Raw genomic sequence first — 14,227 nt, forward strand, 5'->3', positions numbered from 1 at the left:
ATATGCCGAGTTTTGAAGAAGAATTAACAAGAATAATTCGCAAGCAACCGAGTGACCTATACATCTTACCTCATGATAGGTATTATCAATTATCCTTAGCGATAAAGGGGATCCTATTTCCTTTTAAACAGGTTACACGTGACTATGGTCAACGTTTTATCTCATACTTAAAATATTGCGCCAATATGGCAGTTAGTGAGCATCGACGACCCCAGCTAGGCGCTTTTAAATTTACTTATGGTCACCAAAAGATCAATTTACGTTTATCAAGTGTTGGTGATTATCAAGGGAGGGAATCACTAGTTATTCGCTTTATATATCCCCTTAATGATATTAGGTTTAATTTTTTAATTCCTCATCAGTGGGAAATATTACAGAAGTACCGTCAACAAAGAGGTTTGATTCTTTTTGCCGGGCCAATGGGGGCTGGTAAAACAACTACCATGTATCAGCTTGCTCGACAGCTATTGCCGAAACAAATTGTATTAACAATTGAGGATCCCGTAGAAATTGATCATCCGGGATTTATCCAATTGCAAGTAAATGAATTAGCGGGAATGGACTATGAAAGTTTATTAAAATTGGGATTACGGCATCGCCCAGATGTGTTTATCATTGGAGAAATCCGTGATTCACAGACAGCGGCGATGTCAGTCCAAGCCGCATTAAGTGGTCACTTAGTTTTGGGAACTATCCATGCTCAAAATGCTTATGGCGTTGTTTCTCGTCTTCAACAATTAGGGATAGATTCTTATTATCTTAAGCAAGTATTAACGGCGGTATCTTATCAGCGTTTAATTCCGTTGGTGAATGGAGAACAAGCCATCTTATGTGACCTGTTAAATCGGCATCAATTTAGTGATTTGCTCAATGGCACCAAGAAAGGAGGAATGTCTGATGAATGGTCAAAAGCTCTTCAGCAGGCTGCGGAAAATGGAAAAATTACGGAGAATACTGCACGTCAATACCAACAAGGTTAAATTCAATCATCAGCAACAAGCAAATTTTTTCCTTTTATTAGCAGATTTGTTAAGTGTTGGTTTTTCTATCAGAGAAGCACTTGGTTTTATCAAGGCTGTCGAACCGAAGCTAGCTCCTTGGCTTGCTTTTATAGACAGCCGAATGCAAAAGGGAGCAAGTTTTGCCCAGAGCCTGCAGCCAGAAGTAAAAGACGATTTATTTTATCAATTACTATTAGCAGAAAAGCATGGTAATTTAACAAAAACATTGAGTGAAGTAGGAAAGATACTTACAGCACGAGAACGGCAACGAAAAAAATTGTTTAGTCTCCTGCAATATCCGCTAATTCTTTTAGGAATGTTAGGAATGGTGATCTGTGGATTAATTTTGTTTGTTTTTCCAGAATTGAAGGTCTGGCAAGGCGAGAGGCAAACTTTGCCGCTGATTCACATGATTACGTTAGGAGCAACTTATCTTTTTACCGTTATCTTTATTAGCGCCGTATTTCAGTGGCTAAGATGGCATCAAATGAATAAGGAACAACGGCTAATTAAGATCTGTACAATGCCAATAATCGGTAAATGTTATTGTTATTATTTTCAATATTATTTAACTAGTATATTAGGATCAATGTTGCAACAAGGATTATCGTTGGCTGAAATTTGTGAGATTACCCAGAGCTTTGATAGAAAATCAATTCTTTATATTTTTGGTAACAAAATAATGACTACTATTCAACGTGATGGAGATATTTCAGAAGTGGTGGCTACCTACTCTTTTCTCCCTAATGAATTAATCGTTTTTATGAATAAGGGGGCGACCAGGGAAAATATGGGACGGGATTTAATTGTTTTCGCAAATTTAAAATTTAAGGCCCTCACAACTGCAATTGAACATTTATTGATTTTTGTTCAACCAGTTATCTTTAGCATTATTGCAATCATAATTGTTATTTTATATCTTAGTATCCTATTGCCAATTTATCATTCATTCCAAGGAGTTTATTAATGAAAATTTTAAAGAAAAAACAATCAGGCTTCACCTTGCTCGAAGCCATCATTGTTTTAGGGATAGCGGCCCTCCTTTTACTAATTACAATTCCAAATTTTACAAAAACGCGTCAAAAAATGGCTGAAGAACAATTTTGGCAATCATTGCGTCAAGATTGGCAGTGGGCGCAATTAAAGTGTGAGAATAAACATCAATTTGTTGTAATTCGCCACGACAAAAATAACGAAATGATTACTTTTCGCATAAATGATCAAACAAGAGAAACAAAAGAAATTCTTATTCCCTCGACACTGAATGTTGAGTGGTTTGGTGAACTTTATCTTACGCCAAATGGCTATACGCGTCCCTGTACCCAGCGTTTTAAATCATTAATCGATGGCCGCTATTACTACATGAAGATTCAATTAGGATGGGGAGGATACCGAATTGAGAAACGCTAAAGCAAAGGCATTTATGATGGCAGATAGTTTAATTAGTTTGCTTGTTGTAGCAATGGGGATAAATTTATTTTTTATTTGCGAAAAACAATTGTGGTTACAAAATAGAAATCTTCAGCTAAAAATGGCCGCAACGAGGTTAGGAAAAGAGGCTAGTGATTTATATGCGGTTAAAAAGCAACCAGTTATTTTAAGCCGTGGTGATTTAATCGCAAAAGCAACGGTCCAAAGGGTAGTTGTTTATAATAACGATCGATGCCTTTGTCGGGTTGAAAAATGAAGAAGGGGGCCTTTACTTTAATAGAAGCGACTTGCGCATTAATTATTTCTTCATTAGTGATTATCAATATAAGCTTAGTTACTACTAGCATGAGACAAGTAGGTAAAATGAATTTAGAATCAACGATCACTTGGCATTTGTTTTTACGGGAATTAGAATCGGTCAATCATCGTTTTGAATTAATGGAGGCCCGTGATGATCGGTTATTGCTGTACAGTCAGACAACTGATCAAAAGTATGAATTAAGAGAAAACCATGCTCTATACCTAACGTGTCAGAATAAAGGTGGTTATATGCCATTGTTAGATAACATTAAGAATCATGAATACTCGTTTACGCAACTTGATTCTCAAAGAGTATTGATTAAAGTGACAAGGAAGGATGGAGAGAAAGCAAGTGCAATTGTTAAGTTTTATCCGCCAAAATAAAAAAGAGGGTTCTATTTTATTTATAAGTATTGCCGTCCTACTTATAATTAGTTCAGTTTTATTGTTTCAATATCGATATTATCAAAATTATCAGGAAATGGGACGGGACCTTTGTTCAATTTATATTGATAAAATAAAAGATAATCTAAGAGGTCAATGAGAGTGTTATCTTGAATTTGCTAGGAATAATAGTTAAACTAATAAGGTAATGATTGTATTATTTGGAGGCGACTAGCACTGACACAGAAAACACCACAGCAATTATTTGAGCTTTTTGATAAGGCCACTGAAATTTTACAAGCAGCGTTAAATTGTTCGTATTTAGATGCGCTATTAGAAAACGCAGAAAATATTATTGACAATAATACTGTTCGTGTTGATGACGGTGTTCCTGATGAAAAAACTGTAAATGAATTGCAGAAAATATACCAAGAATTAAATTTACAAAATGTGAAGCCAGAAATTATCCGGCAAATTATCCAGCTGAGTTTTTTGAAAGTAATTCGAAAAGACGCAATTCAGGCTAATCATCAAATGACTCCTGATACAATTGGCTTAATCATGGCTTTCTTAATTGAAAAGGTTACAAAAATCAAGGAGATTAAGAATGTTTTTGATCCAGCCGTTGGGACAGCTAATTTATTAACGACTGTTATGAATCAGCTTAAAGTAAATGGAGATAAAGACATCGTTGGTTACGGAATAGATAATGACGAAGATATGTTGGAAGTTGCGAGCGTAAGTACAGAATTACAACACCTTAATGTAAAGTTGTATCATCAAGATGCTGTAACCGCTTTGGATATTCCTCAATGTGATTTAGCTATTTCTGATTTGCCAATTGGTTACTATCCGCTTGATGAAAACGCCAAAAACTATCAAACACGGGCTAAAGAGGGTCATTCATATGTTCACCATTTGTTGATTGAACAATCTATGAATTATCTTAAGCCCGGTGCATTTGGGGTATTCTTAGTGCCTAGTAGCTTGTTCCAAACTAAAGAATCACAATCATTTGTTAAATGGATTCAGTCTGTTGCTTATTTACAAGGACTTATCAATTTACCAGCGGAACTTTTTGCTAATCCGAATGCGCAAAAATCAATTTTGTTATTGCAGCGCCAAGGCGGAGATAGTAAACAAGCAGTTAAAGTTTTGCTGGGTGAGTTTCCTTCATTTAAGGATAAAGAAAAATTTGCTTCATTCATGGATGATATTAGTAAATGGGTAACAACGAATTTACGTTAAAGTCATGTGGTAATAAGTCAAGATGAAATTATCACTGACGAACTTGTTTTGACCAGATTTTTGACGCACTTAAATAAGCCTTGATACCAAGGTGTTTTAAAAATTAAGCGTCGAGAATCAAGTTATCTTCCTATACCAATTACCTCTTCTCCTGATAGATTTGATGATTTTTGAGTAGGAAGAAAATCACCCTGATAAGTTTACGTGCGGTAAGAACGAGGGCGCGTTTTGATGGTGTATGCTTCACTTCTTTATATTTACGCTGATAATACTCGCCAAAAACTGGATCCTGAATTCTAACGCGGTTGGCAGCTTCAACCAGATAGTATCTAAGATAAGCATTGCCAGTTCTTTTGAGTGGAGTGTTGTCACTAGCGTAACCTCCGGACTGCTTTTCTCGCCAGGAAAGCCCAGCGTACTTAGCTAGCTTAGCTTCATTATCAAATCGGTTAATTTGACCAATTTCGGCTAAGATACCAGCAGCGTATACTGGTCCAATTCCGGGAATTGAACGCAGAACTTCTTCCTCCTTACCGATGACTTTCGTTACTTCTTCAATTGCCTTGTCGAGGTCTTTAATCATTTTCTGAAAAGCTTTAATTTCCTCGGCATAAACTGAGAGAACAGTATCAACCGAATTAGCAATTACCTTGTCTAAACGATAAGAAGCGCGAACTGCTTTTTGAATCGTTTTTGCCAAGGCTTCAGGGTTCGCGAAGCGACCCCGACCGTGTTCATTCAGGTAATCAGCTAAATCATTAATTGAAATGTTAAGTAAGTCATCAGTGGTCATATCTTCGGTTAACAGACTCATCATCGTCGAACCAAAGACGGAGGTATTAAGTTCATCAGAAATCACTAGTTTATTGAGCTTATAATATAAATTCTCAATAAAGTGTTGCTTGGCGCGAACTAAGCTTTGAACAAGCTCATACCGGGAACGCGTTAATCGTTGCAGGGCAATATAGTTTTCTTGGCGAACAATCCCTGTTGAATAACGTCCAACACGTAAGAAGTCCGCAATATAAAAAGCATCAATTTGGTCATTTTTATCTTCAGCGAAGACATCATGATACCGCTTAGTTTTCTTGGGATCGATGACTACTGATTGCGTATTAAGTTTTTTGAGGTCAGCGTCTTCTTGAAAAAACATTGCGGGGTGAAAACTGTAAATGGAAGTAGCTTCCATGCCAATCACAACTTGGTCGAGATGATTTGAATTCGCCGTGTTAATAATAATGGTTTTTAATTCGGTTGCGCCTTTCAAATCATTAACAAAGTTACCTTGAAAAACAACATCACATGTTTCTTCAGAAATCATTGAAGTGACTAAATCTTTTGAGCTAACGTCAATACCGACAAAAAGTTTCATTGGAATGGCCTCCTTTCATTAAAATTTACTGGTCTTAATCTGATCACTGCATGATAGCCCCTAATTACAATCACTAAAAACATCCTCGCAAGTATCAGTATTCATTGGTTAGAGAGTCAAAGCTGCACCTAATCCTACTCTGAATTAGCAAACTTTCTAATCGATACAGCATGTGAGTTCGAAAATCAGTTGATTGTCTGGGCGGCAGACTTTTTAAGTAGTTAAAACTACAGGAGAAAATAACCTATACCAGCTGACCAAAGCCAATGATAATTAGAGGTTATCATGCGGTGACCAGAAAACAAGTTGTAATGTAACAAAATCCGTAAGGATATATTTATAGAATACGAGGAGAAAAGTCAATGTCAAAAACAATTGCAGTTAACGCTGGTAGTTCAACACTTAAATTTAAATTATTTGATATGCCGAGTGAAGATGTAGTAGCTGAAGGTACGATTGAACGTATTGGTGAAAAGATGGGTCATGCTAAGATTAAGTATGGTAATGGTCAAAAGCATGAAGAAGATAAGCCATTTGCTGATCATGCTGCCGCAGTTAACTACTTGTTAGATAAGTTAATTGAATTAAAGATTGTGGCAAGCTATGATGAAATCACAGCAGTAGGTCACCGAATCGTTGCCGGTGGGGAATTCTTTAAGGATTCAACAATTATTGATGATGATGTTATTAGCAAGATTGATGAATTGTCAGAATATGCTCCACTCCATGAGCCTGCAGAATTAGTTGGTATTAAAGCTTTCCGTAAGGTATTACCTAATGCATTTGCGGTTGCTGTTTTTGATACATCATTCCATGTTGATATGCCAGAAATGAATGCATTGTACAGTGTGCCTTATGATTGGTATGAGAAGTATGGTGCTCGTAAGTATGGTGCTCACGGTACCAGTCACCGTTACGTATCTGCACGTGCTGCGGAAATGTTAGGAAAACCAATTGAAGAGCTTAAATTAATCACTATGCATATTGGAGCAGGTGCGTCAATCACTGCCGTAAAGAATGGTAAGTCATTCGATACATCAATGGGCTTCACGCCTGTTGCAGGAATAACAATGGCAACTCGTTCAGGGGATGTTGATCCATCCTTAATTGCTTTTATGCAGGGTAAACTAAACTTATCCTCAGATGAGATGATTGATATTTTGAACCATAAGTCTGGTTTACTTGGTATTTCTGGTATCTCACCAGATATGCGTGATATTCTTGCAGCTGCTGAAAAGGGTGACGACCGGGCACAACTTGCATTAGATATTTATGTTAACCGCATTGTCCGTTACATTGGCGCATATATTGCTGAAATGGGTGGCGCAGATGCCATTGTCTTCACTGCCGGTGTTGGTGAAAACAGCATTCCAGTACGAAAGATGATCACAGATAAGCTTGACTACTTTGGCATTAAGATTGATCAAGAAAAGAACGACTGCCATGGTGTTGAACGTGATCTTTCCGCTGATGATGCAAAAATTAAGACATTGTTAATTCCAACTAACGAAGAATTAATGATTGTTCGTGACATTGAACGTTTAAAGAAAAATAACTAAGTACTAAATAATTTGCTAAAAGATGACTAGTTGACAAGAAATGTTTGTCTCTAGTCTCTTTTTATTTTAGAATTTAAGATAACTATATTGCCTTTTCAAGAAAGAAGATTCTTTATGAAGTTTTGTACGTCAGATACTCATTTTTTTCATGACAGTCTCCTTGGTACGAATAAATTTGCACCAAGACCATTCAATAATGTCGATGAGATGAACCAAACGATTATTGATAATTGGAATGATAAAGTTGGTAAAAATGATATTGTCTATCATTTAGGAGATATTGCTCTGTACTTTACTAAACCTCAACGAGATGCCTATCAAGCAATTCTTGAGGTATTATTACAGTTACATGGGCACTTAATATTGGTAAAGGGGAATCACGATAATCGCGCCCTTTTTAAGTATCTAGAAAATAATAATTATGAGTTTAATGGACTTCCTAAATTTCAGTTTCATGACGTGGGGGTACTGTTAAAATATAATCACCGTCAATATTACTTAACTCATTACCCGCTTATGTTAGGAATAGCGCCGCAAATTATTAACCTTCATGGCCATATTCACCATTATTCTGTTCCCATTAAAGAAAATATAAATGTAGGTGTGGACGCTCCTGAATTAGACTATCTCGAAAATAAGCCTAAGTTTGGAGCACCGCTGAATTTTCATGAAATAGAAGAAATCGTGGCTAAGAAAACTATAAAGTATCCGGGACAAAAATAATCAAAAGAAGGTGGAAAAAGATGAATAGAGCTAAGATTCAAGATTATATTGATCAGCGTGAAGAGCAGCGTTCTTTAATCTATCATATTGAAGAAAAAGACCAGACACATTTTACCGTTAATGGACATCCCTACGAATTAGTAAAGGACTATCGTGATGGCTTTAATTCAGGAAAATTCGCAGAACGGTTTAGTAGTGTCCTAAGTAAATATGACTATATCGTTGGGGATTGGGGATATGACCAATTACGCTTAAAAGGTTTTTATGATGATGATAATCCCTTATTTGAACCAGAATTGGGTATTGATACGATTGAGGATTATTTATTTGAGTATTGTAATTTTGGCTGTGCGTACTTTATTCTTCACAATGATGATGTTTGTATTCCACGGCACAGTTACCGTCAGCGTCGAAAGAAAACTACGCCAGTCATCCATGAACGGCGACGGCAGGTTAAACAACCGAACGTGCGTCAACGGCATAATCAGCGTGCAGAACGTGTAAAAAACGGTCACCGGCAAAAATTTGTGATTCATCAACGAAAAAAGAGGAGCTAAGGCAAACGATGAAAGATTATCAAGGATATTTTATTGATTTAGATGGGACTACTTACAAGGGGAAAAAGCAAATTCCAGCAGCCGGAAGATTTATCAAACGACTGCAAGATGCAAAAAAAGAAGTACTATTTGTAACAAATAATAGTACCAGAACACCAGATTTTGTCGCTGAAAACCTTCGTGAAAATCATAATATTAATGTTACGGCGGAAAATATATATACAACAGCAATCGCAACTGCTGACTATTTACGGTCAATAGCGCCAATAAAAAGTAAAATTTATGTTATTGGTGAGTCGGGATTAAAGTTAGCTTTAGAAAAGCGTGGTTTTATCTTGACTGATGATCAACCTGAATATGTCGTTGTAGGATTAGATACGAGTGTTACTTATGAGAAACTTGAGAAAGCGGTTTTGTTAATTCGAAATGGCGCTAAATTTATTGGAACCAATGCTGACAGTAATTTGCCCAATGAGCGAGGAATGGTACCGGGAGCAGGTTCGATTGTAAAATTAGTAGAATATGCAACTCAAGTGAAACCTGTGATGATTGGTAAACCAGAAGCAATAATTATGAAAATGGCACTTGAAAGAGTTAAATTGCCTAAAGAAAGGGTAATTATGGTCGGCGATAACTATCATACTGATATTGAGGCAGCAATTAACGTTGGAATGGATAGTTTATTAGTTTATACTGGTTTATCGCGCCTAGAAGAAGTTAGAAAAGAAAAAATCCAGCCAACATATAAGGTGAATAATCTTGATGAATGGGAAATTTGAATTTATTCAATGGGGGAGAGCAATCTTATTGACACTACTTAGTTTAGTTGTTGCAATTAGTAGTGCTCTTTTTATCGTTATTAACATCTCACCTTTTTTTATAACAATTCCTAAGCACCTTTTAGGATTATCTGCTTCTGAATTAATGACCGATTATGGAAATGTTATTAAATATATCCAGCTTCCGACCCAGCGAGCCCTTGAACTAAATTATTTGCTAATTGCTCCTTCTGCGGTTCATCATTTTAAAGACGTCAAGCATTTGATTTTATTGAATGAAGCTGTGATGGTGGGTTCGATTCCGTTGTTAGTATTTGGATTAAAAAAACAAAAACGGCAAAATCAGCTCTGGCGCTTGATCTTACCGTTTCAGATGTTATTTATTTTGTTGCTCTTTAGTGGGTTTATGGGAATAACAAATTTCAATACTTTCTTTATTAAATTCCATTATCTTTTCTTTAGCAATATGGATTGGCTATTTGATCCACGAACAACGCCAATCATATTACTGATGCCTGAAAGATTTTTTACAGTACTATTTGGATTATGGTTAGGATTTACATTGATAATCTTACTTTTGATTTGGGGATGGATAAAGCTGATGTTAAGCATCTTCTTTAACAAAACGCGAACGTAATGCTCCAACAACGGCTGGAATTAACGTAACCACAATAATTGCAAGGATGATGACAGAGAAGTGTTCTTTAACGAACGGAAGATTACCGAAGAAGTAACCACATCCACAGCAAAGTGCTACCCAGATAACACAACCAATTACACTATAACGAATAAATTGCTTGTAGGGAAAACCAGAACCTGCTGCCGCAAATGGAGCAAATGTTCTAATGATCGGAATAAAACGGGCGAGAATAATAGCGGGCGCACCATGCTTTTCAAAGAAGACTTCGGCACGTTCTAGACTATCTTTATCAATTAATTTACCAAAAAGTGAATGGTTAGAAAGACTCTTCCCAATCTTATGACCAATTAAAAAGTTAAGGGAGTCTCCACCCAAACAGGCGCATAAGAAAATAAAAATAAAAATCCAAATATTAAGATGATAACGTGGGTCAGCAGCTAGTGCACTTGCAGCAAAGAGAAGGGAATCTCCAGGTAGAAATGGCATTATGACTGCACCAGTTTCAATAAAGATAATAGCGAATAAAATTAAATAGGTCGCATCGCCAAATTGATTAACAATCTGAATTAAATGAACATCAATATGTAATATAAAATCAATAAGAGTTGCCAAAGTAATTCTCCTTTGTGTAATAAGATAATACTGTTAAAGTGTAGCAAGATAGAAAAATGTTGTGAAGAGGCGTTTAAAACTTTTAATAATTTTTGAAAAAATATATTTATTGTAAGTATAAATTAGTCGTGTGAGACTAGTTCATTCATAGTCAATGATGAAAGGATCATTGCGCCTTTTTTGAAAAGGCTGAATAACGTTTATTATCATAATAATCCTAAATTTCAAGAATAAGTTAGCCACTGGACTCAAATAAATAATACTGACCAATTGATTATTGGTTGATGGAGCTGTGATATCTCTTGGTAGAAGGCCTTACGATAGATATCCATTGACGAATGTCCATTAAACATAGCTTGTGGATAGTGATTCATCCAATCATTAGTCGCTATGATCTGAGCACTACTATAGTTATTTATAGCTTCACCTTTGGTAATCTCCTTGCGGAGAAACCGGTTATTGATCTCATTGGATCCACGTTCCCAAGGGGAATACGGATCAGCATAGAAAACATGATCGTGAACTTGTGTTAACTCACTAAATTCTGAACCGTTGTCAGAGGTTATTGTCTTAAAGATGCGATAGTAAGCATCTGTGCCCATTTTCTGGCGTAAATTTATAAAGAACTGATTTACTGCATGCGCAGTTTTACCAGCAATTTTACTCGTGATATTAACTCGTGAAAGGCGATCAGTCATTACTAGTACAACACTGTCATTACCGTTTTTCTGTCCCTGAACTGTATCTAGTTCCCAATGGCCAATTTCGGACCGTTGGTCCGCAGTTTGAGGTCGTTGAGCAATATTAGGCCCTAAGCACCTTTTAGCTTGCGGATGAGTTCGATGATGCTTACGTTTAGGTTTTTCAAAGAGGTCTAAATTGGACGTACGAAGCACACCCTCATTAATCCATTGATATAAAGTTACAACCGACTTTGGGATCAGGGTGCCATCATTCATTAAATCTCGAGCCTTATAAATAACCGCTTGTGGGGAGTAATGGTGGTCGTCAAACTCACCAAGCATTAGCTGATCAGCTAATCGTAAAAATTGCTTTGAAGAATAATATAAGCGACGACGACCAGAATGGCGGTGATGTTCAAGATATGTGGCCTGACCAGCTTCATAACTATAGATGTAGTAAGAATATTCGTAAATCTTACCATTAGATTTTTGACGACGAAGTTGGCGGACCGTACCACGGTTGAGCTCGTTATTAATTGTTTGATGATTAACTCCTAATTGGCGACCAATTGCGCGATTGGAAAGTCCTTGCGACTTTAAAGTCGCAATCATCACACGTTCTTCTTTAGTAAGATGAGCATTCTTTTTATGAGTAGTCAATAAACTAGTAGACATGGTATCATTTAAGTGCGTCATTTGACGGACATCCTTTCATATAGGTTTGGTTCACTTAATATGATACCTGATGTCACGCCGAATGGCGTTTTTTATTTACCACCAACTGGGTGGCTAACTTCATTCTATAATCCACCCTTATCATAATAATGGTAAAGTAAACGAAAAAATAAATAAAAATCAAAAAAAGTGTTGACGAGGGAGTGAAATCCATGTATAGTAGTTATCGTTGTCAAAGCAGTTAAGTGCTGTTGAGATGGTTTAACAAAAAAGTTAAAAATAATTGTTGACATCGACTTGGCAATATGATATATTAATAAAGTTGCTGATTGAGTTATCGATCAAAAGGGATTCAAAAATAATTAAAATTTCTTCTTGACAAGTTAATTCAATACATGTTATAATGAATGTGTTGATTGGCTGCTTGATTAGCCAACAGGTAGACCTTTGAAAACTGAACAAAGTTTCGACGAATCAAATGTGTAGGGTCTTCAATCACGATGTGATTTGAAGCAAAACATTTGCGAAGTCAATTCGCTTAATAACAAAGATAATTGAGAGCTATTCAAGTTCTTATATATTTTATATGAGAGTTTGATCCTGGCTCAGGATGAACGCCGGCGGTGTGCCTAATACATGCAAGTCGTACGCACTGGCCCAACTGATTGATGGTGCTTGCACCTAATTGACGATGGATCACCAGTGAGTGGCGGACGGGTGAGTAACACGTAGGTAACCTGCCCCGGAGCGGGGGATAACATTTGGAAACAGATGCTAATACCGCATAACAACAAAAGCCACATGGCTTTTGTTTGAAAGATGGCTTTGGCTATCACTCTGGGATGGACCTGCGGTGCATTAGCTAGTTGGTAAGGTAACGGCTTACCAAGGCGATGATGCATAGCCGAGTTGAGAGACTGATCGGCCACAATGGAACTGAGACACGGTCCATACTCCTACGGGAGGCAGCAGTAGGGAATCTTCCACAATGGGCGCAAGCCTGATGGAGCAACACCGCGTGAGTGAAGAAGGGTTTCGGCTCGTAAAGCTCTGTTGTTGGAGAAGAATGTGCGTGAGAGTAACTGTTCACGCAGTGACGGTATCCAACCAGAAAGTCACGGCTAACTACGTGCCAGCAGCCGCGGTAATACGTAGGTGGCAAGCGTTATCCGGATTTATTGGGCGTAAAGCGAGCGCAGGCGGTTGCTTAGGTCTGATGTGAAAGCCTTCGGCTTAACCGAAGAAGTGCATCGGAAACCGGGCGACTTGAGTGCAGAAGAGGACAGTGGAACTCCATGTGTAGCGGTGGAATGCGTAGATATATGGAAGAACACCAGTGGCGAAGGCGGCTGTCTGGTCTGTAACTGACGCTGAGGCTCGAAAGCATGGGTAGCGAACAGGATTAGATACCCTGGTAGTCCATGCCGTAAACGATGAGTGCTAGGTGTTGGAGGGTTTCCGCCCTTCAGTGCCGGAGCTAACGCATTAAGCACTCCGCCTGGGGAGTACGACCGCAAGGTTGAAACTCAAAGGAATTGACGGGGGCCCGCACAAGCGGTGGAGCATGTGGTTTAATTCGAAGCTACGCGAAGAACCTTACCAGGTCTTGACATCTTGCGCTAACCTTAGAGATAAGGCGTTCCCTTCGGGGACGCAATGACAGGTGGTGCATGGTCGTCGTCAGCTCGTGTCGTGAGATGTTGGGTTAAGTCCCGCAACGAGCGCAACCCTTGTTACTAGTTGCCAGCATTAAGTTGGGCACTCTAGTGAGACTGCCGGTGACAAACCGGAGGAAGGTGGGGACGACGTCAGATCATCATGCCCCTTATGACCTGGGCTACACACGTGCTACAATGGACGGTACAACGAGTCGCAAGCTCGCGAGAGTAAGCTAATCTCTTAAAGCCGTTCTCAGTTCGGACTGTAGGCTGCAACTCGCCTACACGAAGTCGGAATCGCTAGTAATCGCGGATCAGCATGCCGCGGTGAATACGTTCCCGGGCCTTGTACACACCGCCCGTCACACCATGGGAGTTTGTAACGCCCAAAGTCGGTGGCCTAACCTTTATGGAGGGAGCCGCCTAAGGCGGGACAGATGACTGGGGTGAAGTCGTAACAAGGTAGCCGTAGGAGAACCTGCGGCTGGATCACCTCCTTTCTAAGGAATAAAACGGAACCTACACATCGAAGAAACTTTGTTTAGTTTTGAGAGGTTTACCTCTTAAAACTTTAACCTATAAGACGCTTATTTGGGCCTATAGCT

General features: G+C 38.2%; 14 protein-coding genes, 1 tRNA gene and 1 rRNA gene (1 of these 16 only partly in view). 13 read left to right on the forward strand and 3 right to left on the reverse strand.

What is annotated here, in order from left to right:
- Positions 1–2: 2 nt before the first annotated feature.
- The 6 genes from comGA to SH603_RS04200 all read left to right on the forward strand — a co-directional run bounded on the left by comGA (position 3) and on the right by SH603_RS04200 (position 4,364).
- Positions 3–980: a competence type IV pilus ATPase ComGA gene (gene comGA, locus SH603_RS04175; protein ID WP_169473777.1), complete on the forward strand. Its 978-nt coding sequence runs from the start codon at positions 3–5 to the stop codon at positions 978–980.
- Positions 898–1,968, forward strand: coding sequence for a type II secretion system F family protein (locus SH603_RS04180; protein WP_169473775.1), 1,071 nt, complete (start codon positions 898–900; stop codon positions 1,966–1,968). The genes comGA and SH603_RS04180 overlap by 83 nt, the downstream gene beginning before the upstream one ends.
- On the forward strand, positions 1,968–2,411 hold the full coding sequence (locus tag SH603_RS04185) for a prepilin-type N-terminal cleavage/methylation domain-containing protein (protein ID WP_321534137.1): 444 nt from the start codon (positions 1,968–1,970) through the stop codon (positions 2,409–2,411). The genes SH603_RS04180 and SH603_RS04185 overlap by 1 nt, the downstream gene beginning before the upstream one ends.
- Positions 2,398–2,688, forward strand: coding sequence for a hypothetical protein (locus tag SH603_RS04190; RefSeq protein ID WP_113896625.1), 291 nt, complete (start codon positions 2,398–2,400; stop codon positions 2,686–2,688). Before SH603_RS04185 ends, SH603_RS04190 begins: the two co-directional genes overlap by 14 nt.
- Before the next feature lie 107 nt (positions 2,689–2,795).
- Positions 2,796–3,116 (forward strand): ComGF family competence protein, encoded by a 321-nt coding sequence (locus SH603_RS04195; protein ID WP_225437785.1) that lies wholly within the window; start codon positions 2,796–2,798, stop codon positions 3,114–3,116.
- A 237-nt stretch (positions 3,117–3,353) separates the two neighbouring features.
- Entirely contained in the window at positions 3,354–4,364 is a 1,011-nt protein-coding gene (locus tag SH603_RS04200) for a class I SAM-dependent methyltransferase (protein ID WP_328518096.1), read from the forward strand.
- A 139-nt stretch (positions 4,365–4,503) separates the two neighbouring features.
- Here SH603_RS04200 and SH603_RS04205 read toward each other — a convergent pair whose 3' ends face one another.
- Positions 4,504–5,736, reverse strand: a complete 1,233-nt coding sequence (locus tag SH603_RS04205) for an IS110 family transposase (RefSeq protein ID WP_169495554.1) — start codon at positions 5,734–5,736, stop codon at positions 4,504–4,506.
- Positions 5,737–6,098: 362 nt separating this feature from the next.
- On the opposite strand from SH603_RS04205, the gene SH603_RS04210 reads away from it, so the two are divergent.
- From SH603_RS04210 to SH603_RS04230, 5 genes are all read left to right on the forward strand, one after another.
- Complete coding sequence (locus tag SH603_RS04210; RefSeq protein WP_113896622.1) at positions 6,099–7,295, forward strand: acetate/propionate family kinase; 1,197 nt, start codon at positions 6,099–6,101, stop codon at positions 7,293–7,295.
- A gap of 114 nt (positions 7,296–7,409) precedes the next feature.
- Entirely contained in the window at positions 7,410–8,018 is a 609-nt protein-coding gene (locus SH603_RS04215; protein ID WP_169471383.1) for a metallophosphoesterase, read from the forward strand.
- Between the two features lie 20 nt (positions 8,019–8,038).
- Positions 8,039–8,575, forward strand: a complete 537-nt coding sequence (locus SH603_RS04220) for a YutD family protein (RefSeq protein ID WP_321534138.1) — start codon at positions 8,039–8,041, stop codon at positions 8,573–8,575.
- A gap of 8 nt (positions 8,576–8,583) precedes the next feature.
- On the forward strand, positions 8,584–9,354 hold the full coding sequence (locus tag SH603_RS04225; RefSeq protein ID WP_169471381.1) for a TIGR01457 family HAD-type hydrolase: 771 nt from the start codon (positions 8,584–8,586) through the stop codon (positions 9,352–9,354).
- Positions 9,338–9,991, forward strand: a complete 654-nt coding sequence (locus tag SH603_RS04230; RefSeq protein ID WP_321534139.1) for a TIGR01906 family membrane protein — start codon at positions 9,338–9,340, stop codon at positions 9,989–9,991. Before SH603_RS04225 ends, SH603_RS04230 begins: the two co-directional genes overlap by 17 nt.
- Here SH603_RS04230 and SH603_RS04235 read toward each other — a convergent pair.
- Both SH603_RS04235 and SH603_RS04240 read right to left on the reverse strand, forming a co-directional pair.
- Positions 9,959–10,606, reverse strand: coding sequence for a VTT domain-containing protein (locus SH603_RS04235; RefSeq protein ID WP_169473668.1), 648 nt, complete (start codon positions 10,604–10,606; stop codon positions 9,959–9,961). The two genes, SH603_RS04230 and SH603_RS04235, sit on opposite strands and share 33 nt — an antisense overlap.
- Positions 10,607–10,854: 248 nt before the next feature.
- Positions 10,855–11,985, reverse strand: a complete 1,131-nt coding sequence (locus SH603_RS04240; protein WP_321533653.1) for an IS30 family transposase — start codon at positions 11,983–11,985, stop codon at positions 10,855–10,857.
- A gap of 561 nt (positions 11,986–12,546) precedes the next feature.
- Between SH603_RS04240 and SH603_RS04245 the strand changes: the two genes are divergently transcribed.
- Both SH603_RS04245 and SH603_RS04250 read left to right on the forward strand, forming a co-directional pair.
- A 16S ribosomal RNA gene (locus SH603_RS04245) occupies positions 12,547–14,122 on the forward strand.
- Between the two features lie 93 nt (positions 14,123–14,215).
- Positions 14,216–14,227 (forward strand) — tRNA-Ile (locus tag SH603_RS04250) (it continues 63 nt past the right edge of the window).

Origin of the sequence: Limosilactobacillus reuteri (assembly GCF_034259105.1) — a bacterium.
Classification (GTDB): Bacteria; Bacillota; Bacilli; order Lactobacillales; family Lactobacillaceae; genus Limosilactobacillus; species Limosilactobacillus reuteri_G.